The sequence below is a fragment of the Mesorhizobium sp. 43Arga genome (assembly GCF_053714255.1).
This window is the reverse complement of sequence record NZ_JBSKBO010000004.1, coordinates 410,426-428,792: the sequence shown is the minus strand read 5'-3', so window position 1 is coordinate 428,792 and position 18,367 is coordinate 410,426. Positions and strand designations below refer to the sequence as shown.

Annotated in this window: 17 protein-coding genes and 3 pseudogenes; 12 read left to right on the top strand and 8 right to left on the bottom strand. The window is 63.4% G+C overall.

Annotated elements, in window-relative coordinates:
• Positions 1-53 precede the first annotated feature (53 nt).
• Positions 54-802: pseudogene (locus ACWGS8_RS17660) on the bottom strand (IS5 family transposase); the annotation flags it as partial.
• Positions 803-1,658: 856 nt separating this feature from the next.
• Here ACWGS8_RS17660 and ACWGS8_RS17655 point away from each other — a divergent pair.
• The 8 genes from ACWGS8_RS17655 (at position 1,659) to ACWGS8_RS17620 (ending at position 10,401) form a co-directional block, all read left to right on the top strand.
• A complete protein-coding gene (locus ACWGS8_RS17655) occupies positions 1,659-2,861 on the top strand; it encodes a cytochrome P450 (RefSeq protein ID WP_454582121.1) in 1,203 nt (400 codons plus the stop codon).
• Positions 2,862-2,953: 92 nt separating this feature from the next.
• Entirely contained in the window at positions 2,954-4,243 is a 1,290-nt protein-coding gene (locus ACWGS8_RS17650; protein WP_454582120.1) for a cytochrome P450, read from the top strand.
• A gap of 1 nt (position 4,244) precedes the next feature.
• Positions 4,245-4,553: a ferredoxin gene (locus ACWGS8_RS17645; protein WP_454582119.1), complete on the top strand. Its 309-nt coding sequence runs from the start codon at positions 4,245-4,247 to the stop codon at positions 4,551-4,553.
• Positions 4,540-5,376: an SDR family oxidoreductase gene (locus ACWGS8_RS17640; RefSeq protein WP_454582118.1), complete on the top strand. Its 837-nt coding sequence runs from the start codon at positions 4,540-4,542 to the stop codon at positions 5,374-5,376. Before ACWGS8_RS17645 ends, ACWGS8_RS17640 begins: the two co-directional genes overlap by 14 nt.
• Complete coding sequence (locus ACWGS8_RS17635) at positions 5,376-6,719, top strand: cytochrome P450 (RefSeq protein WP_454582117.1); 1,344 nt, start codon at positions 5,376-5,378, stop codon at positions 6,717-6,719. Before ACWGS8_RS17640 ends, ACWGS8_RS17635 begins: the two co-directional genes overlap by 1 nt.
• A 145-nt stretch (positions 6,720-6,864) precedes the next feature.
• Positions 6,865-7,794, top strand: coding sequence for a polyprenyl synthetase family protein (locus ACWGS8_RS17630; protein WP_454582116.1), 930 nt, complete (start codon positions 6,865-6,867; stop codon positions 7,792-7,794).
• Positions 7,795-7,981: 187 nt separating this feature from the next.
• On the top strand, positions 7,982-9,532 hold the full coding sequence (locus ACWGS8_RS17625; protein WP_454582115.1) for a hypothetical protein: 1,551 nt from the start codon (positions 7,982-7,984) through the stop codon (positions 9,530-9,532).
• Entirely contained in the window at positions 9,529-10,401 is an 873-nt protein-coding gene (locus tag ACWGS8_RS17620; RefSeq protein ID WP_454582114.1) for a terpene synthase family protein, read from the top strand. Before ACWGS8_RS17625 ends, ACWGS8_RS17620 begins: the two co-directional genes overlap by 4 nt.
• Positions 10,402-10,833: 432 nt before the next feature.
• On the opposite strand, the gene ACWGS8_RS17615 is transcribed toward ACWGS8_RS17620, so the two are convergent.
• The 3 genes from ACWGS8_RS17615 to ACWGS8_RS17605 all read right to left on the bottom strand — a co-directional run bounded on the left by ACWGS8_RS17615 (position 10,834) and on the right by ACWGS8_RS17605 (position 12,554).
• A complete protein-coding gene (locus ACWGS8_RS17615; protein ID WP_454582113.1) occupies positions 10,834-11,247 on the bottom strand; it encodes a BA14K family protein in 414 nt (137 codons plus the stop codon).
• 414 nt (positions 11,248-11,661) lie between these two features.
• Positions 11,662-11,931 (bottom strand): zinc-binding dehydrogenase, encoded by a 270-nt coding sequence (locus ACWGS8_RS17610; protein WP_454582112.1) that lies wholly within the window; start codon positions 11,929-11,931, stop codon positions 11,662-11,664.
• Positions 11,932-12,152: 221 nt separating this feature from the next.
• Positions 12,153-12,554: an alcohol dehydrogenase catalytic domain-containing protein gene (locus tag ACWGS8_RS17605; protein ID WP_454582111.1), complete on the bottom strand. Its 402-nt coding sequence runs from the start codon at positions 12,552-12,554 to the stop codon at positions 12,153-12,155.
• Positions 12,555-12,802: 248 nt separating this feature from the next.
• Between ACWGS8_RS17605 and ACWGS8_RS17600 the strand changes: the two genes are divergently transcribed.
• Positions 12,803-13,222 carry a hypothetical protein gene (locus tag ACWGS8_RS17600; protein ID WP_454582110.1) on the top strand — a complete coding sequence of 140 codons (420 nt, stop codon included), beginning with the start codon at positions 12,803-12,805 and terminating at the stop codon, positions 13,220-13,222.
• Positions 13,223-13,716: 494 nt separating this feature from the next.
• Here the strand turns inward: ACWGS8_RS17600 and ACWGS8_RS17595 are convergent, their stop codons facing one another.
• Complete coding sequence (locus ACWGS8_RS17595) at positions 13,717-14,034, bottom strand: chorismate mutase (protein ID WP_454582109.1); 318 nt, start codon at positions 14,032-14,034, stop codon at positions 13,717-13,719.
• Positions 14,035-14,859: 825 nt separating this feature from the next.
• On the bottom strand, positions 14,860-15,108 hold the full coding sequence (locus ACWGS8_RS17590) for a transposase (RefSeq protein WP_454582213.1): 249 nt from the start codon (positions 15,106-15,108) through the stop codon (positions 14,860-14,862).
• Between ACWGS8_RS17590 and ACWGS8_RS17585 the strand changes: the two are divergent.
• A pseudogene (locus tag ACWGS8_RS17585) lies at positions 15,069-15,533 on the top strand (alpha/beta fold hydrolase); the annotation flags it as partial. The gene ACWGS8_RS17590 and the pseudogene ACWGS8_RS17585 sit on opposite strands and share 40 nt — an antisense overlap.
• Before the next feature lie 676 nt (positions 15,534-16,209).
• Here the strand turns inward: ACWGS8_RS17585 and ACWGS8_RS17580 are convergent.
• Both ACWGS8_RS17580 and ACWGS8_RS17575 read right to left on the bottom strand, forming a co-directional pair.
• On the bottom strand, positions 16,210-16,431 hold the full coding sequence (locus ACWGS8_RS17580) for a hypothetical protein (RefSeq protein ID WP_454582108.1): 222 nt from the start codon (positions 16,429-16,431) through the stop codon (positions 16,210-16,212).
• 205 nt (positions 16,432-16,636) lie between these two features.
• Positions 16,637-16,834 (bottom strand): DUF3606 domain-containing protein, encoded by a 198-nt coding sequence (locus tag ACWGS8_RS17575; protein WP_454582212.1) that lies wholly within the window; start codon positions 16,832-16,834, stop codon positions 16,637-16,639.
• A 112-nt stretch (positions 16,835-16,946) separates the two neighbouring features.
• Here ACWGS8_RS17575 and ACWGS8_RS17570 point away from each other — a divergent pair.
• Together ACWGS8_RS17570 and ACWGS8_RS17565 are read left to right on the top strand one after the other, a co-directional pair.
• Positions 16,947-17,804: pseudogene (locus ACWGS8_RS17570) on the top strand (ATP-dependent DNA ligase).
• Entirely contained in the window at positions 17,801-18,001 is a 201-nt protein-coding gene (locus ACWGS8_RS17565) for a hypothetical protein (RefSeq protein ID WP_454582107.1), read from the top strand. The pseudogene ACWGS8_RS17570 and the gene ACWGS8_RS17565 overlap by 4 nt, the downstream one beginning before the upstream one ends.
• The last annotated feature ends 366 nt before the right edge of the window (positions 18,002-18,367 follow it).

The following is an 18,367-nucleotide window of genomic DNA, read 5'->3' as shown; positions in this document are numbered from 1 at the left end:
CCAATATGGAGCGTTTGGCAGAGTGACAGCCAGCTAGGGTCAGGACTCATTGACCAGAAGATGAAGGCTGCAGCGAAGGCGATCGCCGACAGGAAGGTGTGAGCACATCGGTCGTATCTGGTGTGGATGCGTCGCCAGTCTTTGAGGCGTGCGAACATGTTCTCGATCCTGTGGCGCTGTCGGTATAGGACAGGATCGTAGTGGTGCTGAACACGATGCTTGGCATGGGGCGGGATGCATGGCGTGATACCGCGCTCGACGAGCGCCTGGCGGAAGGCCGCTGAACTGTAGGCCCGATCGGCCAGCAGGGCGTTGGCGGCGGGCAAATCCTCGATCACTGCCGCAGCAGTCTTGTGATCATTGGCCTGCCCTTCGCTCAGATGCAGCAGCCGCGGACGTCCCTTGCCGTCACAGACCACTTGCAGCTTGGTGGTCAGTCCGCCTCGGCTGCGTCCGATACATCGGGATAGAGCCCCTTTTTAAGGAGGCTGGCGGCAGTGCGATGCGCTTTGAGATGGGTGGCATCGATCATCAGATTGTCCGTTTTGCCGCCCTGCGCGGCCAGTTCCGCCAGGATGCGGTTGAACACACCCAGCCGACTCCAGCGGATGAAGCGGTTGTAGATGGTCTTGTGCGGACCGTAGTCGGAAGGGACATCTCGCCAGCGAAGGCCATTGCGGATCACGAACAGGATGCCGCTCAGCACCCGGCGGTCATCTACACGCGGCACACCATGCGACAAAGGAAAATAGGGCTCGATCCGGCGCATCTGCTCCGGCGTCAACATCAGCAAATCACTCAAGGCAGCACCTCCTGCCACCTTGAATCACCCAACAGATATCAAATCAACAAATTAATGGGTCCTGACCCTAGCTCGGGGTAGGAAGGACGCCAGTGATATCATTCAAAGGCGCGCTCAATGTTCTTCTCCGGATGCTCGGACTGGCGAAGCCCGAGCCAGTGGAACCTCGGGGCTGGTGGCGGCCGGTCATCGGATTAGAGTGTTGGAAGAATGATCGGCGACCGCCCCCTCTTATGTGGAAGGACTGTAGCGCGCGGACGCGCGCCACCTTCAAAGCAGAGCTCACTTGCTCGAACGGCCACGGAGTGTCACTGCGTAGACACTCGATTGCTGCGGATGGAACGGTGTTGCCGAGTGTCGTGTGCCTGGCGCCTGGTTGCAGCTTCCACGATTTCGTACGGCTCAAAGGCTGGTCGGCAGGCGCTCTGTGACGATCGTTTAGGCTGCGTTTCCGCGTTGTCCGGTATCCGACACGATGTTGGACATCCGACAACCCGATAGCAGAGCTATCTTACCGTTGAAATGGTTCTCCGTTTGGCACGGTATGTGCTGCGTTATGCGCAAACGCGTCAGGAACGAAGGAGACAGCGTACCATGATCACTCTTGCCGAAAATGTAGTCGCCGAAGTGTTGACCGGCCAGGCGCGGAACGCCGCCGTCGAGACTAGCTGCTATTCCTCCATCAGGCTCTCGATTCTACGCCTTTTCGCGAGTCGCGGTGCCAAGCCGATCGGTGTGATCCAGCCTGCCAGGCCTTTTGCGAGCCCCTACGGCGACCAAACGTCTTTCGCTGCCCGCAGCGCCTGCCGGTCACCTTCCGCCCTTCCGTCGCTTAGAGAGTGAAGTGCCAGCCACCATGTCCGAACAGCCCTTGCCGACGCTGCCGATGTGGCGCGTCGATCACATCGAGCCCTCGCCCGAGATGTTGGCCCTATGCGCCAACGGTCCGATCCATCGCGTGCGCTTCCCGTCCGGGCACGAAGGCTGGTGGGTGACAGGCTACGGCGAGGCCAAGGCGGTGCTGTCCGACGCGGCGTTCCGGCCCGCGGGAATGCCGCCGGCGGCATTCACCCCAGATTCGGTGATTCTCGGTTCGCCGGGGTGGCTGGTCTCGCACGAGGGGGCCGAGCATGCCCGGTTACGCATGATCGTGGCGCCGGCCTTCAGCAACCGCAGAGTGAAGCTGCTCGCGCAGCAGGTTGAGGCGATCGCCGCGCAGTTGTTGGAGACGTTGGCGGCCCAGCCCCAGCCCGCCGATCTGCGGAGCCACCTCTCCTTTCCCCTTCCGGCCATGGTCATCAGCGCGCTGATCGGCGTCCTCTACGAGGATCACGCCTTTTTCGCCGGGCTGTCCGACGAGGTGATGACTCACCAGCATGAAAGCGGCCCGCGTAGCGCGTCGCGCCAGGCCTGGGAAGAACTGCGCGCCTACATTCAAGGCAAGATGCGGGACAAGCGCCAGGATCCGGGCGACAACCTGCTGACGGATTTGCTCGCGGCGGTCGACCAGCGCAAGGCCACCGAGGAAGAGGCGATCGGCTTGGCGGCGGGCATCCTGGTGGCGGGGCACGAGAGCACGGTCGCGCAGATCGAATTCGGCCTGCTGGCCATGTTCCGCCATCCGCAACAGCGCGAACGCCTGATCGGCGACCCATCCCTGGTGGACAAGGCGGTGGAGGAAATCCTGCGCATGTACCCGCCGGGCGCGGGCTGGGACGGCATCATGCGCTATCCGAGGACCGACGTCACCATCGCGGGCGTGCATATTCCCGCGGAGAGCAAAGTGCTGGTCGGCCTGCCGGCGACGTCATTCGATCCGCGCCATTTCGACGACCCTGAAATCTTCGACATTGGACGCGACGAAAACCCGCACCTGGCGTTCTCCTACGGGCCGCACTACTGCATCGGCCTGGCGCTGGCCAGGCTGGAACTCAAGGTGGTGTTCGGTACGATCTTCCAGCGCTTTCCCGCCCTGCGCCTGGCCGTGGCGCCCGAGAAGCTGAAGTTGCGCAAAAAAATCATCACTGGCGGGTTCGAGGAGCTCCCGGTGCTCTGGTGATGCGCACACGCCGCCGCGAATCGCGATCTTCTCCGCAATTTGCCGGCGCGCCTGGCGCGCCGGTCAGATCAGCCAGCCAACAGGTAACCAAGATGGACGTGCAAGAAACCACGGCAGTATGCCGGGACGCCTTCGCCGAACTGGCCTCGCCAGCGTGCATCCACGACCCGTATCCGTTCATGAGGTGGTTGCGCGAGCACGATCCGGTGCATCGCGCGGCGTCGGGCCTCTTTCTGTTGAGCCGCCACGCCGACATTTCCTGGGCGCTCAAGGCCACGGGCGATGCGTTTCGGGGACCGGCGCCGGGCGAACTGGCGCGCTATTTCCCGCGTGCGGCGACCAGCCTGTCGCTCAATCTGCTGGCGTCCACACTAGCGATGAAGGAACCACCGACGCATACGCGTCTGCGCCGGCTGATCTCGCGCGATTTCACTATGCGCCAGATCGACAACCTGCGGCCGAGCATCGCGCGCATCGTCGCAGCGCGCCTGGACGGCATGGCGCCCGCGCTGAAGCGCGGGGAGGCGGTGGACCTGCATCGGGAATTCGCGCTGCCTTTGCCCATGCTGGTTTTCGCCGAACTGTTCGGCATGCCCCAGGACGACGTGTTCGAGCTCGCCGCCGGCATCGGCGCCATTCTGGAAGGCCTGAGCCCGCACGCCAGCGATCCCCAGCTCGCCGCGGCGGACGCGGCCAGCGCCAGGGTGCAGGCCTACTTCGGCGACCTCATGCGGCGCACGCGCAGCGATCCCCGCCGCGACATCGTTTCGATGCTGGTCGGCGCACACGACGGCGATGCCGAGACGCTGTCGGATGCGGAGTTGATCAGCATGCTGTGGGGCATGCTGCTGGGCGGCTTCGCCACCACTGCTGCGACCATCGACCATGCGGTCCTGGCGATGCTGGGGCATCCCGAACAGTGGCACTGGCTGCAGGGAGACGCCGCGGGGGTAGAGGCATTCGTCGAAGAAGTCCTGCGCTGCGACGCGCCTGCCATGTTCAGCTCCGTTCCGCGTATCGCCCGGCGCGACATCGAATTGGGCGGCGTAGTGATCCCGAAGAACGCGGACGTGCGCGTGCTGATCGCGGCCGGCAATCGCGACCCGGACGCCTTCGCCGATCCCGACCGCTTCGATCCCGCGCGGTTCTACGGCACCAGTCCTGGCATGTCGACCGGCGGGAAGATCATGCTGAGCTTCGGCCACGGCATCCACTTCTGCCTCGGTGCGCAACTGGCCCGGGTGCAGTTGGCCGAGAGCCTGCCGCGGATCCAGGCGCGCTTCCCCACGCTGGCATTGGAGCAGCCGACCCGGGAGCCCTCCGCGTTCCTTAGGACCTTCCGCGCGCTGCCAGTGCGGCTGCATGCGCCAGGGTGGGGCTGAGATGCGCGTCGTGGTCGACCAGGATCTGTGCGGAACCACCGGGCAGTGCGTGCTGACGCTGCCGGGCCCCTTTCGCCAGCGCGAACCGGACGGTGTGGCCGAAGTGTGCGTGGCGACGGTCCCGCAGGCGCTGCACGCCGCCGTGCGGCTCGCGGCCAGCCAGTGCCCGGTCGCCGCCATTCGGGTCATTGAAAGCGATGCTGGCGATGACGAGCGCGCCCGCGCTGACCCTGCGCCTTCTCCGGCGGAGGGCGAGCGGCATGCCGCGAAAGACCAACGCAATCCAGGAGTACCCGATGGGACGCTTTGAAGGCAAGGTGGCCGTGGTGACCGGCGCCGGCGCCGGCATCGGCAAGGCATGCGCCCTCGCCATCGCGCGCGAGGGCGGCGGAGTGGTGGTGGCCGACATTGATGGCTCGGCGGCCATCGCCTGCACCGCGCAGATCGCGGCCGAGGCGGGCCACGCGCTGGCCCTGGCTATGGACATCGCCGATGCGCAGGCGGTGGCAGCGCTGTTCGAGACGGCGAAGCGGCACTTCGGTGGGGTCGACCTGCTGGTGAACAACGCGAGCGCCATGCATCTGACGCCCCGCGACGGCGCGATCGTCGACCTGGACCTGGCGGTCTGGGACCAGACCATGGCGACCAATCTGCGTGGCACGCTGCTCTGCTGCCGGCAGGCCATCCCGCGGATGATCGCCCGCGGCGGTGGCGCGATCGTCAACATGTCGTCGTGCCAGGGGCTCAGCGGTGACACCGCGCAGACGTCCTACGCCGCGTCAAAGGCGGCGATGAACATGCTTTCGGCCTCGCTCGCCACCCAGTACGGTCATGCGCAGATCCGCTGCAACGCGGTTGCACCGGGTCTCATCATGACGGAGCGTCTCCTCGCCAAGTTGGACGAGTGCATGGAACGGCATCTGCGCCGGCACCAGCTCCTGTCACGCGTCGGCCGCCCCGAGGACGTGGCCGCGCTGGTGGCGTTCCTGCTCTCCGACGATGCTGCGTTGATCACCGGGCAGGTTGTGTGCATCGACGGCGGCATGCTGGCGCATGTGCCGACGTACGCCGACGGTGGCAACAGCCGCGCCGCGCGGGCTGCTGGCGACACCGCCGAAGCGGCGCGCTGCTGATGAACATGCTGCTCAACCCGCTGGACCGTCGGCACCGGCTGCGGTACGACATCCCGGTCGTGCCCGGCGCTTTTCCCCTAGTCGGGCATCTCCCCGCCATAGTCTGCGACCTGCCCCGCCTGCTGCGGCGCGCGGAAACGACGCTGGGCAGCCACTTCTGGCTGGATTTCGGCCCTGCCGGACACCTGATGACCTGCGTTGATCCGGATGCGTTCGCATTGCTCCGGCACAAGGACGTGTCCTCGGCGCTGATGGAAGAAATCGCGCCCGAATTGCTGGGCGGAACGTTGGTCGCCCAGGACGGCGGCGCGCACCGGGAGGCGCGCGGTGCGATTAATGCGGCATTCCTGCCCCAGGGGCTGACCCAGGCCGGCATCGGCGAGCTGTTCGCGCCCGTCATCCGGGCGCGGGTGCAGGCGTGGCGCGACCGCGGCGACGTAACCATCCTGCGCGAAACCGGCGACCTGATGCTCAAGCTCATCTTCAGCCTCATGGGAATCCCCGCGCAGGACCTGCCGGGATGGCATCGCAAGTACCGGCAACTGCTGCAGTTGATCGTCGCGCCCCGGATCGACCTGCCAGGACTGCCCTTGCGGCGTGGCCGCGCCGCCCGCGACTGGATCGACGCTCACTTGCGCCAGTTCGTCCGCGACGCGCGCGCGCATGCCGAGCGCACCGGGTTGATCAACGACATGGTGAGCGCCTTCGATCGCAGCGACGATGCGCTCTCCGATGGCGTCCTGGTCGCCAATATCCGCTTGCTGCTGCTTGGCGGTCACGACACCACTGCCTCGACGATGGCCTGGATGGTGATCGAACTGGCGCGGCAGCCTGGGCTGTGGGACGCCCTGGTCGAGGAGGCGCAAAGCGTGGGCGCGGTGCCGACCCGGCATGCGGACTTGGCGCAGTATCCGGTCGCCGAGGCGCTGTTCCGCGAGACGCTGCGCGTGCATCCGGCGACCACGCTCCTGCCGCGTCGCGCACTGCAGGAATTGCAACTCGGCCAACGGCGCATTCCCGCGGGCACCGATTTGTGCATCCCGCTGCTGCATTTCTCGACCTCGGCGCTGCTGCACGAGGCGCCTGATCAGTTCCGCCTGGCGCGGTGGCTGCAACGCACGGAGCCGATCCGCCCGGTGGACATGCTGCAGTTCGGTACCGGCGCACACGTCTGCATCGGCTACCCCCTGGTATGGTTGGAAATGGTGCAGTTCTGCATCGCCTTAGCGCTGACCATGCACAAGGCCGGGGTGCGGCCGCGGTTGCTGAGCGACGCCGAAAAAGGCCGGCGCTATTACCCGACCGCACATCCGTCCATGACAATCCGCATCGGATTCTCATGAACTGGCATCGCATGCCCCGTGTGGCGAGGCAGCTGCGCCGACGACACGCGGCATTGCCGCACTCGGCGCGCGCGCACGGTGCGACGCCGGCAACACCGCGGCGGCTCGGCGCTCGCCCTGGCCGTCTCCTGTCAGGTACGAGGACATGAACAACACGCACGGCAGCCTGCTGCCGCAGATCTGGATGCAGGACGGCGCAAAGCGGGTCGAACAGGCGCTAGCGCGTCTTCTCTGCGCCGAAGACGAGGGTGAGACCGAGCTGATGGCGGCGATGCGCTACGCCACCTTGCATGGCGGGAAGCGCACGCGGGCCTTGCTCTGTCTGGCTGCCGGCGCACTGACCGACACGCCGGCGCACATGCTCGACGACGTCGGCGCCGCAATCGAGATGATGCACGCCTGTACCCTGGTCCACGACGACCTGCCCGCGATGGATGACGACGTGCTTCGCCGCGGCCTTCCGACCGTCCACCTCAAGTTCGGCGAAGCCACTGCGATCCTGGTCGGCGATGCGCTGCAGGCGCACGCCTTCCTGACCCTGGCCAGCCTGAAGGCGCCTGGCGACAAACGTATTGCGCTCGTGCGCGATCTAGCGCAGGCGGTATCCGCCGAGGGTGCCGCAGGCGGGCAGGCCATGGATCTGTCGCTGGTCGGAAAGCACGTCGAGCTGGACAGGATCGTGGCGATGCACCGGATGAAGAGCGGAGCGCTAGTGCGCGCGTCCGTTCGCATGGGGGCGCTATGCGCCATCGCGGAGGATCCCGCGCACGCTGCGCTGTACTATGCGCTCGATCGCTACGGCGCCTGTTTCGGCCTGGCGCTGCAGGTGGTCGACGACATTCTCGACGCGACAGCGGACACCGCGACGCTGGGCAAGACCTCCGGCAAGGACGCGGCGGCGCAGAAGCCGACCTGCGCGTCGATCATGGGGCTGCAGTCAGCGCGCCAGTTCGCGCTGGATCTGTTGCACGACGCCGAGGGCGCCATCGCCCCGCTGGGGCCGCGTGCGGAACGGCTGACGCAGATGCTGCAGCGGGCCAACGCGTATCTGTTCAAGCACACGCCATGGGCATGAGCGCGCCCGTCCGGGTGGAGTTGCCTTTGTGCCGCTGCGATCGGCCAGCAGCAGCGGTGCATGCTGCACTGTGTCCGAGCCGCCGCGCCGATTGGAGCAGTTGGCCAGCACGGCCACGGCGCACGCGGCGCGCTACGCGCAAGCCTATGCGGCCTGGTTCTCGTCAACCGCAGAAGGAGCGTCCCGCGTGAACGCGCTGTCCGAACAGATCCTTTCCGAATTGCGCCACCTGCTGAGCGAGATGAGCGACGGCGGCAGCGTCGGTCCGTCCGTCTACGACACGGCGCGAGCTCTGCAGTGCCACGGCAACGTCACCGGTCGGCAGGACGCATACGCGTGGCTCATGGCGCAGCAACAGGCCGATGGCGGATGGGGAAGCGCGGACTTCCCGCTGTTCCGCCATGCACCCACGTGGGCGGCGTTGCTGGCATTGCAGCGTGCCGATCCTATTCCCGGCGCTGCCGACGCAGTCCAGGCTGCAACCCGATTCCTCGAGCGCCAGCCCGATCCCTACGCGCATGCGGTGCCGGAAGACGCGCCGATCGGCGCGGAGCTGATCTTGCCGCAGTTGTGCGGCGAGGCCGTATCCTTGCTGGGCGGCGTGGCGTTTCCGCGCCACCCGGCGTTGTTGCCTTTGCGGCACGCGTGCATGGTCAAGCTGGGGGCGGTGGCGACATTGCCGAGCGGCCATCCTTTGCTGCACTCCTGGGAAGCCTGGGGGACGTCGCCGACCACCGCATGCCCGGATGACGACGGCAGCATCGGCATCAGTCCGGCGGCCACCGCCGTGTGGCGTGCACACGCCCTGACACAGGGGAGCACGCCGCAGGTCGGGCGCGCCGACGCGTATCTGCAGTCGGCATCGCGGGCGACGCGCAGCGGCATCGAAGGTGTCGTTCCCAACGTCTGGCCGATCAATGTGTTCGAGCCGTGCTGGTCGCTGTTCACCCTGCATCTGGCAGGGCTGTTCGCGCATCCTGCGCTCGCCGAGGCGGTGCGCGTGATCGTCGCGCAGCTCGACACCCGCCTGGGCGTGCTCGGTCTGGGCGCGGCCTTGCACTTCGCTGCCGACGGGGACGACACTGCCGTTGCGTTGTGCGTCCTGCGCCTTGCAGGGCGCGACCCGGCGGTCGATGCGTTGCGCCATTTCGAAATCGGCGATCTGTTTGTCACCTTCCCCGGCGAGCGCAATGCCTCGGTGTCGACCAACATCCATGCCCTGCATGCCTTACGACTACTGGGAAAGCCCGCCGCCGGCGCCAGCGCCTACGTCGAGGCCAATCGCAACCGGCACGGTCTGTGGGGCAACGAAAAATGGCACGTTTCGTGGCTGTATCCCACCGCGCATGCGGTCGCTGCGCTTGCGCAAGGCAGCCCACAGTGGCGCGACGAGCGCGCGCTGGCGGCACTGCTGCAGGCGCAGCGCGACGACGGCGGCTGGGGCGCCGGTCGCGCGTCCACATTCGAGGAAACCGCCTACGCGCTGTTCGCGCTGCATGTAATGGACGGGGGCGAAGAGCCGACAGGGCGCCAGCGCATCGCGCAAGCGGTGGGGGGTGCGCTGAAGTGGATGCTCGCCCGCCATGCGACGCATGCATTGCCGCAGACGCCGCTGTGGATCGGCAAGGAACTGTATTGCCCGACCCGGGTCGTGCGCGTGGCCGAACTCGCCGGATTGTGGCTGGCGCTTCGTTGGGGGCGGCGCCTCCTGGCGGAGGGAGCAGGAGCGGCGCCATGATCCAGACCGAACGCGCGCTACAGCAGGTGCTGGAGTGGGGGCATTCCCTGACCGGTTTCGCCGACGAGCATGCCGTGGAAGGGGTCAGGGGCGGCCGTTACATCCTGCAGCACATCCACCCGAGCCTGCGCGACACCAGCTCTCGCACCGGCCGCGATCCGCTGGACGAAACGCTGATAGCGGCGTTCTATCGTGAACTGGCGCTGCTGTTCTGGCTCGACGATTGCAACGACCGTGGCCTGATCGCGCCGGAGCAGCTCGCCGCGGTGGAGCAGGCGCTTGGGCAGGGCGTGCCGTGCGCGCTCCCCGGATTCGAGGGCTGCGCTGTACTGCGCGCTTCGCTGGCCGCGCTCGCCTACGATCGTCGCGACTATGCTCAGCTACTCGACGATACCCGGTGCTACTGTGCGGCGCTGCGCGCCGGCCACGCGCAGGCGGCAGCGGCGGAACGCTGGTCCTACACCGAATACATGCACAACGGCATCGACTCGATCGGCTACGCGAACGTGTTCTGTTGCCTGTCGTTGCTGTGGGGGCTGGACATGGCGACCTTGCGCGCGCGTCCGGCGTTTCGCCAGGTCCTGCGGCTCATCTCCGCGATAGGGCGCCTGCAGAACGATCTGCATGGACGCGACAGGGACAGGTCGTCCGGCGAGGCCGACAACGCCGCGATCCTGCTGCTGCAGCGCTATCCGGCTATGCCTGCGGTGGAGTTCCTCAACGACGAGCTGGCCGGCAATACGCGCATGCTGCACCGGGTGATGGCGGACGAACGCTTTCCCGCGCCGTGGGGACCTTTGATCGAGGCCATGGCCGGCATCCGCACGCAGTACTACCAGACCTCGACCACCCGCTACCGCGGCGAATAGGTCTCCGCCTCATGGCTGACGACCGCGCTGTGCAGAGCTGCCATGAGCTTTTTGCCATCGTCGATAGACCGTCGATGTCGCCGTCGAACAGGCGCTCCCAGCTCTTGTCGACGCGGACGTCCTTCTGACAGCTGTCGCCAAATTCGTTCCTGCCCTCGATCGTGATCGTCCTTTCCACCGCCATCTCTTTGTCTCCGAACAAAACGATGCTGATTGACGGCTCAAGCCTAACGACCCGTGTTCGACCGCAGAGAAATTACCGGTCTCTCCGGTCCGCCGGTGATGAAACCACAGTGCCCGATATCCAGGAAAAATCATAAGACAAGGGCGTCGCATGAATCCGTTTCGCCGCGACGCGCTTTAAGGCGGTCAAACAGAATAACAAAAAGCGCTGACCGCAAGGCCAGCGCTTTTTGTCTGGGCAGGGAAGCCTCAGTTGGCAATGCAGAAATGCTGTTCGCCGTCATAGCCGGTGAATGTGCCGGTACGGGCGTTGAAGCTGCGATAATGGTTCGAGCAATAGACACACCATTCACGTGTCCACGGTTCGGCATAACGGTCGGCGTAGACCACCTGCGGCTGCGCGTAGTAGCGGCGAACCGGGGCCGGGCGCACCAGTACGTCGCGATGATAGTGATCGCCATCGTAGTAATCGCGCGGCGGCGGCCGGTCATTGGTCAACCCGCTAACGATCACCGCGCCGGCGGCAAGGCCGAGCACGCCGGCGGCAACCGCGTCACCGTCGCCGTGAAGGCGCCAATCACTCGCATTGGCAGCGGGCAAAGTCGCGAGCGTGGTGGCGACCACGGCGGCGGACAGAACGGCAGTCTTGAAAATTCGCTTCATGTCGATCTCCTTCGTGCCGGATCGTTGAATTTCGGGGATGCGGTCCGGCGATACCGAACAAGCAAGCGGCGTACCTATTTGAAATTTCTGATTTTGCGCGTCTCTGACCGTCGGCATTGTCAACTTGCCGACCTTTTGGGTCTCGGTCCGACAATCGACCCACCCAAAATGCGCGAAAGCAACGGTCTAGTCCGGGCATGTCAGTGCTCATCTTCTGGCCCAGCAGTGTTGCCGCTCCTAAGTATGAAGCAACCGCCGTTCCATCTCGATCGGCCTATGAATTTGCTCAGGACGCCCGTGGTCATAGACCGGCACGGTGCGCTTTCCCCGATGCTCGGGCAGCAAGAGGGCATGGCCGCGATAGTCGGCGGTCGGCGCGGCTACGGCCCGATGATCTAAGACTATTCGCAATAATCAATGTTTGAGCACGATCTTGCCACGGGCTCCGGTTGCAACTGCGCTGTGCGCCGCACCGATGTCCTTTAGTGGAAAGGTGCTGGCGATATGAGTGGGCAGCAGGCCTTGGGACGCTGCATTCAACACGGCTTCGAGCGTGGCCGCGTCAGTCCGATGATAAAGCTCGCGGATAGTCACGCGATTGCCGATATTTGCACCGTCGGGCACGGGAACAATACTGGCAACCTGACCCGCGTTCCGCACATGCGCGATGAGATTGCCCGCCACTGGTTCCGCTGCGCTGACTGCATAATCAAATGTGCATCCGTAAGCGCAATGGAAATATCGAGCGCTTCGCCGGCCAAATCGCGTCCTCGGCGAGGCGTTCCGGCCGCACTGCGGCCACCGGTCTGGCCCCGATTTCCTGTAGATAATGAATAGCGACGCGCCGACCGAACCCAAGCTGCCCGAGATCAATACGCGATCACCCACCTTGACACTCAAAGCGTCTACCGCTTGCTGTCCCATGAGCCCGGCCTTAACCAAGGCCGCGCCCTGCTCAAAGCGCAGATTGGCTGGCAACAGGCAGTGGCCGGCACAACCCCATATTCGGCGTGGGCGCCCTTGCCGTTCGCTGCAAAGTCGGCAACGACGCGGTCACCAACCGAAAACTCAGTCACCGCGGCGCCAAGTTCAGCAATGATGCCTGCGGCATCGCCACCCAGCATCGCAGGAAGTTGCAAGGGTATGTACTGGGGCACAAAGCCCTGCCGCAGAAGGAGATCGAAGGGATTCACCGCCGAGGCTGCGATTTTGATGAGAATCTCAGCCGTTTGCGGCTTCGGCTTGGATACCTCTTCGATTACGAACTGATCGATGTCACCATAGGACTTAAGAAGAGCAGCTTTCATGACTTGACTCCAGAGCGTTGCTGGCTCGCCCAGCCACGTTTTCAGGCGGTCGGCAAGCATTGGTAGGTTTTTTGAACGGTTTCATGCCCGGGATGCGCGCCGCCAGCTGGAACATTTCGATGCCGAGCTCGAGCCGCCGGAGAGTTTCGCAGTCTATGACTACGTGCCGCCGCCGCCCGTGCCCGCGATCTTCGTGGAGCCACGGCCGCGCGACTTACTTCATCGAATTGCCGCCGCCGGTCGACGTCTTGGTCCTGCCGACGCCCGGCTTTGTGCCCCTGCCCGCCTGGGTGAACCCGCCGCGTGCCATAGTTGAAAGGAGTTCCGAACGCGACGCCTGCTTGTCGCGGGCACAAAAGGTCCCCAAGCCCCAGAACTACCTCGGCACACCGGTGAAGACAGTGATCTGGCCTCGTGTCCGGGTCATTCACCGAATCCACCTCAGCCTCTACGGAGGGAGTGCTTTCAATCCGAGCGTCAAGGGCAACGCACTATTCAGCCCAATTAAGAACGCGCCCTGTGCAAGCATCCCGATGTATTATGGCGGCACGACCTTCGACTGCGCTGCGATGGAGCCGGTATTCCACGACGTGCCATTCGCAGCGAGACTGAAGACCTTCTATAAAGCGAAGCTCGCAGAGCAAGTCTATTCGACGATGACGTGCTAGCGCGACTTGGTGCTGGTCGACCTCAGCTCGACTGCGCTGAGGGCACTTGGTGTCCGCCGCGGCGACCTCATCGATACGGAAAAGGACCAGTATCCGGGCACGCGCAAGTGGGCCGAGGCCATTCACGCGCAGTGCCCTGCGGTTGAAGGGTTGTGCTGGGTTCCCGTCAGGATGATCGTGCCCGCGCCGGTGTCCTCTTCGGCGATCGTATCCCCGCGACTGATCTCGTGCCTGCGATCGCTTCGCGGAGCATCCTCGAGAATGTCGACCTTTACTCCGACCTATTGGCCCTGGCAGAGCGCGTCCTCTGTAGCCGGATGGATACAAAAGGCCTGTTCGGTCAGGTGACGAGAAAACAGCCACCGAAAGTGGCATGGCGCTCGTCGCCTATCTCCAACTCGTTCGTCCCGAAGAAGCCATGAAGGCGTCCTCCGACGAGAAGGCCAACTTTTCGCGCAGGCATCCCGTGCAACAAAACAGGCCGGTCCAACACGTCACCGCTTTGCAACGTGCGCTACCAGCTTTGCTATCGCCTCGTGTCGACTGACTGAATGGGCAACGACAAATCTGAGATAAGCTTCGGCTAGGTCTGGTTCGAGACCTGCGCTCAGAGCGAGGTCACGCAGGCGCTTGGTCTGTGCGGCCTCACGCGTACTGTCTTGGGGCAAGTATCCATATTGGGCTTTGAGGAAGCCGACCTCCTCCGTGCAGCGAAATCGCTCAGCGAGCATGTGGATGATCGCGGAATCGATATTGTCGATTGTATTCCGATGCTCTGCCAAGCGAACTTCGTGCTTAAGATCTTTCTTCATCCATTCTCCTGAGCTGACAGCAAAAAGCCTGGATGACCCCTCGCGAGAAGTCGGGCTTTCGGCAGATTTTCCCACCGCCATCGCAGCGGGATGCTGGCAATGACGAACGTCCACCGCGGCACTAGCTCGATCCCTCGTAGTCAGCGAGGCGCCGTAACGCAACGTCTATTGTCAGTGACAATAGCCTCGCAATCTGTCCTTATCCTGTCGGAACGCGCAACGAGACATGTCTGCGCGCGAGCATCCGGAAGCGGGTTTGAGGCATCCAACTCGCACAACCTTGTGGGCGCAGCCGCAGCGATCAGCGGGGCACTCGTTAATGTCGTTTTCCATTTGATTCTGCGAATCCGACCTCAACGATTTCAGTATGTTGCGGGCGCACCCCGGGAACCTGGGTATCGCCAGCAGACATTGCTCGGCTTCTCCTAATGCGACTACCCATACCCCACGAGCACGATCTCCGGCGCTTCCGGGTGCTCGGCGCAATCATCCCCGATCTCGACCCTGTCATTGCCGAGCGACACGAGAATGTGCCTACACCTGCAAAGCCGATCCTACCGCTTCGCCTGAGGCCTGCTCTGCTGGCAAGGGGTAGCCATCGTCGAGCGTGTCGGACCAGAGATGCTCCGATTGCTGCGTGGTCACATGATGGGTGACAACAGGGTGAGATTCACCGACGCCACCGACGACATGATAGCCCGAGGGCGCAGGTCGAGAGCCTCTTCTTAAATGCAGCTAATTTGAGAATCTGACGCCAAAGATTCTCACGATTAAATGCCAAGCCTGAACCGTACCGGCGCATTCTTAGAGTCCGTTTGAAAACGCTCAGTGAGCGATGCGTCTGAGCAAGAGGCTGCCCATTGCGACATGGATCATGGCCTCCGACACGTCGAGGCGAGTCTCGTAGTCGCGCACGAGGCGGCGCCATCTTGTCATCCAGCCGAAGGTTCGTTCGACCACCCAGCGGCGCGGCAGCACTTTGAAGCCCGGCTCTTTATCGGTGCGGCGGACGATCTCGATGATGAAGTCGAGATAAGGCGCTGGTCTATGTCGCCGGTTTTGCGCCGGATGCAGGCGAAAGCGCCGGCGCGCTCGACGCCAAGTTTCCAGGAGCCTTACTTGGACCCGATACCCTGGCGCAGCCGGTGCCTCTTCTCGCTGGCGGCAACGACCTCTATGTCCGGCAGGACAAGTTCCACGAAGCGTTCGCGCCGGATCTGCCGGAGGATGCGGCGAGACTGGCAGCGGCCACGCAGCGACCGATCACCGACATCGCTTTCAGCGAACCGGCGACCATCTCTGCCTGGAAGACCATTCCGTCGTGATTCATTTACGGTGACGGAGATACTGCCATCCCACCGAAGGCTCAGGCCTTTATGGCCGAGCGAGCGCACGCTAAGGGCGTCGTGGTCGTGAAGGGTGCGTCGCACGTAGTCATGATCTCGCATCCCGATGCGGTGGCAAAAATCATCGAGGACGCGGCGAGCGCGGCTCCTTGATCCTTGCGGCAATGTGCCCCCGTCACCGGCGATGCCGCCGTCGCCTCAAATTTCACTATGCACTACCAAAACGGAGACACTTCCCGGATCTTGGATCAGCGGGCCACCGACACGATACGCTACCGCCGTCCCCTGATAGACAGGGCTAGTGGTTTCAAGCCCGCTGCCGAATGGTGGCGGCTTTTTCCTAGCCGGCGCGGAACATCGGAGCCGCGCGCAGGTTCTAACAACGGCGGCATGCATCTAGCCGATAGCGGTCGCTGACCATTGTCCCTCATTGGTCGGCCCGCCATCGCTATTTTAAGGTGTTACTCGACCTGATATTTACGAAACCGTAAGTGGCTGACCGAAGGCAACGCTTCTACCGTCTACGCTTGCAGCGACCGTGAAGTCCTATCTCAGGCGTTCTGGAAATCAATTATGTCCGCACCGCCTTCCGGTTCCAGTGGTTCATGGCGCGGCCTCTCGTGCCACATCACCTGACGGAAATCGCGCATGTCTAGCGCAACCCACCCCGGCGCCGGTTCGTTGACCCTTGCTAGTTATCCTGGCACTTCTGTCTCTTGCCCGCTGCTCTCCCGAGTGGCGGGCTTTTTCTTGGAACCTATCACGCACGGCGAAGTTTATCGTGATGCTCGGAGGTCCCCTCCACCGAGCAGCCAAGCAAAAAGGCCCGTCACTGCTTCGTTAGTGGCGGGCTTTTAGCATCAGCTTTCAGTGCTTCGTCGCTTTCCTTCAGCTGGCGAAACACCTCGCGCCAAAAGCGATAGTCAGCTTCACGCCCATCGTAGTGCGCGGTCAAAGCACAATGGGCAACCGCCGTCGCTGCGTCTACTCCGTAGACGTCCATCGCCGCCCGCAATGCGGCATTCGGTTCGACGAGGTCCGAAAGCTTCAAGACATTCCCGTGGCTTGACATGTTCACTCGTCAAGGATGAGCGCGTCGTGGTCGGGCAGCTGATGATAAGCTACTTGCCGAAGGTCCCGCATGTCTACTTTCTGGCCGCAGATTTCGCAAGCGTAGAAATGATCCTCTTCATGCGCAGGGGCGCCATCATGTCGAGTACCAGGGATGGGCGGGCCAAGGTCGGATAGCTTGGTCATCACCGGCCTTTGAGGGCTTTCGCCTCGCGTTCCAGGGTGTCGCGGTCATTGCCGTGCTTTGCGATCAGCTCCCGGACCTGCGGGATAGACAGGCCGAACTTGCTCGCGAAATAGCCGACCTCGTATTCCTCATCGCCGCTCACGCGGCTGCGATCCTGATAGCCAAGCTTGTTCTTGTCGTCGGTCGGTTCTCCCAAGCTGCGATCGACCGCAACGTGCGCCACACTGATTTGTTTCGCTGGGTATTTCCAATTTCGGAACTATTTTAGCAAAAGCTTATTTAACTGCCGACTTGTGTGAGTTCCGTCTATGCGTTTGAAGTTCGTCGCGCCGTTGATGCCGACCCTTGTCGACCAGCCTCCCGGGGGCGATGGCTGGATTCACGAAGTCAAGTTCGACGGCTACCGATCGCAGATCATCAAGGATGATGGTGGCGTGCGGATCTTCACCCGTCGGGGGCTCGACTGGACGGCGAAATATCGCGACCTGGTGCAGGAGGCGAAGAACCTCGGCGCGGAAAGCGCCATCGTTGACGGTGAGATCATCGTGCTCAACGTGGCCGGCTTGTCCGACTTCGGCGAACTGCGCAAGGCGATCACGCGGCGCCAGCACGACCTTTATTTCGTCGCCTTCGATCTCCTGCATCTCAACGGCGATGATTTGCGCGACATGGCGCTTGAGGAGCGGCGCGAGATCCTGGCCAGCATAATCCGGCCTGGCGGCCGGATCCAGTTCAGCGAGCCCCTGCCGGGCGAGGCCAAGGCGATTTTTTAGCAACTCGACCGGGGCGGCCTCGAGGGGATGGTATCGAAGCGCCGTGACAGCAAATACCGCAGCGGCCCGTCGACCAACTGGCTGAAGGCGAAATGCTACACGGTCGACGAATACAAATTGCTCGGCGTCGAGCGCGAGGCGGACAAGCCGGCCTTCGCCCTGATGGCCGACCGGGCCACGGGCCGCTATGTCGGCTCGGCCTTCATCAATTCCAGCCGCGCCATCCGCGAGCGGTTATGGAAGCGGGTCCAGGAGCACGCCCGGCCGGCGCCGAACGGGGTGACGCGGCCGGCGACGCAATGGGTGAAGCCCGGCATCATCGGCCGCGTGAAGCATCTGCGCGGCGAGGAAGACCTACGCCATGCTTCATTGCAGGACTTCAGAGAGGAATGAGCAAGCGAGGCAGTGATTTTCTCTACCATTGGATGGCGGGTCATTTGTCCGACGATCCGATCACGGACCACGTGCTGTTGATCATTGAAATGGCTGTAGATGCGAAGCTGGCGGCTGTAGCCCAAGGCATTCCAGGCAAAGAGATTGATGAAGAAATTGGCGCGGTTTTCGAAGCCATTATGCAGGGTCTGCGCTAAAAGGCTACCCTTCCCATGCGTTGAAGATACTTGCAGAAGCTGGCGGCATATCGCGGCGGCGCTAAACGGCAAGATGATGTCAAAATCGCCTTACAATTAAGTGCCAAGCGACAACACTGAGCAGGATTGTGCGAAGTGCAACGAAATGTCGGACATCCGACGTAGTGCTTCCGGTGGACCCCGTTGTAATTGGAGGGGTTCTCCTTTGGCACGACTGATGCAGTGTGATCCGCAATACGACGGCAGTGAGATCGCACGAAGAAAGTCGAATGGGCGCAATGGTTCCCTCCTAGCGTGATCCACAGTTTCAATCGATCCTAAGCATCGGAGCCAGGATATCGGCATCGTCCATATTCGGCGGGATCA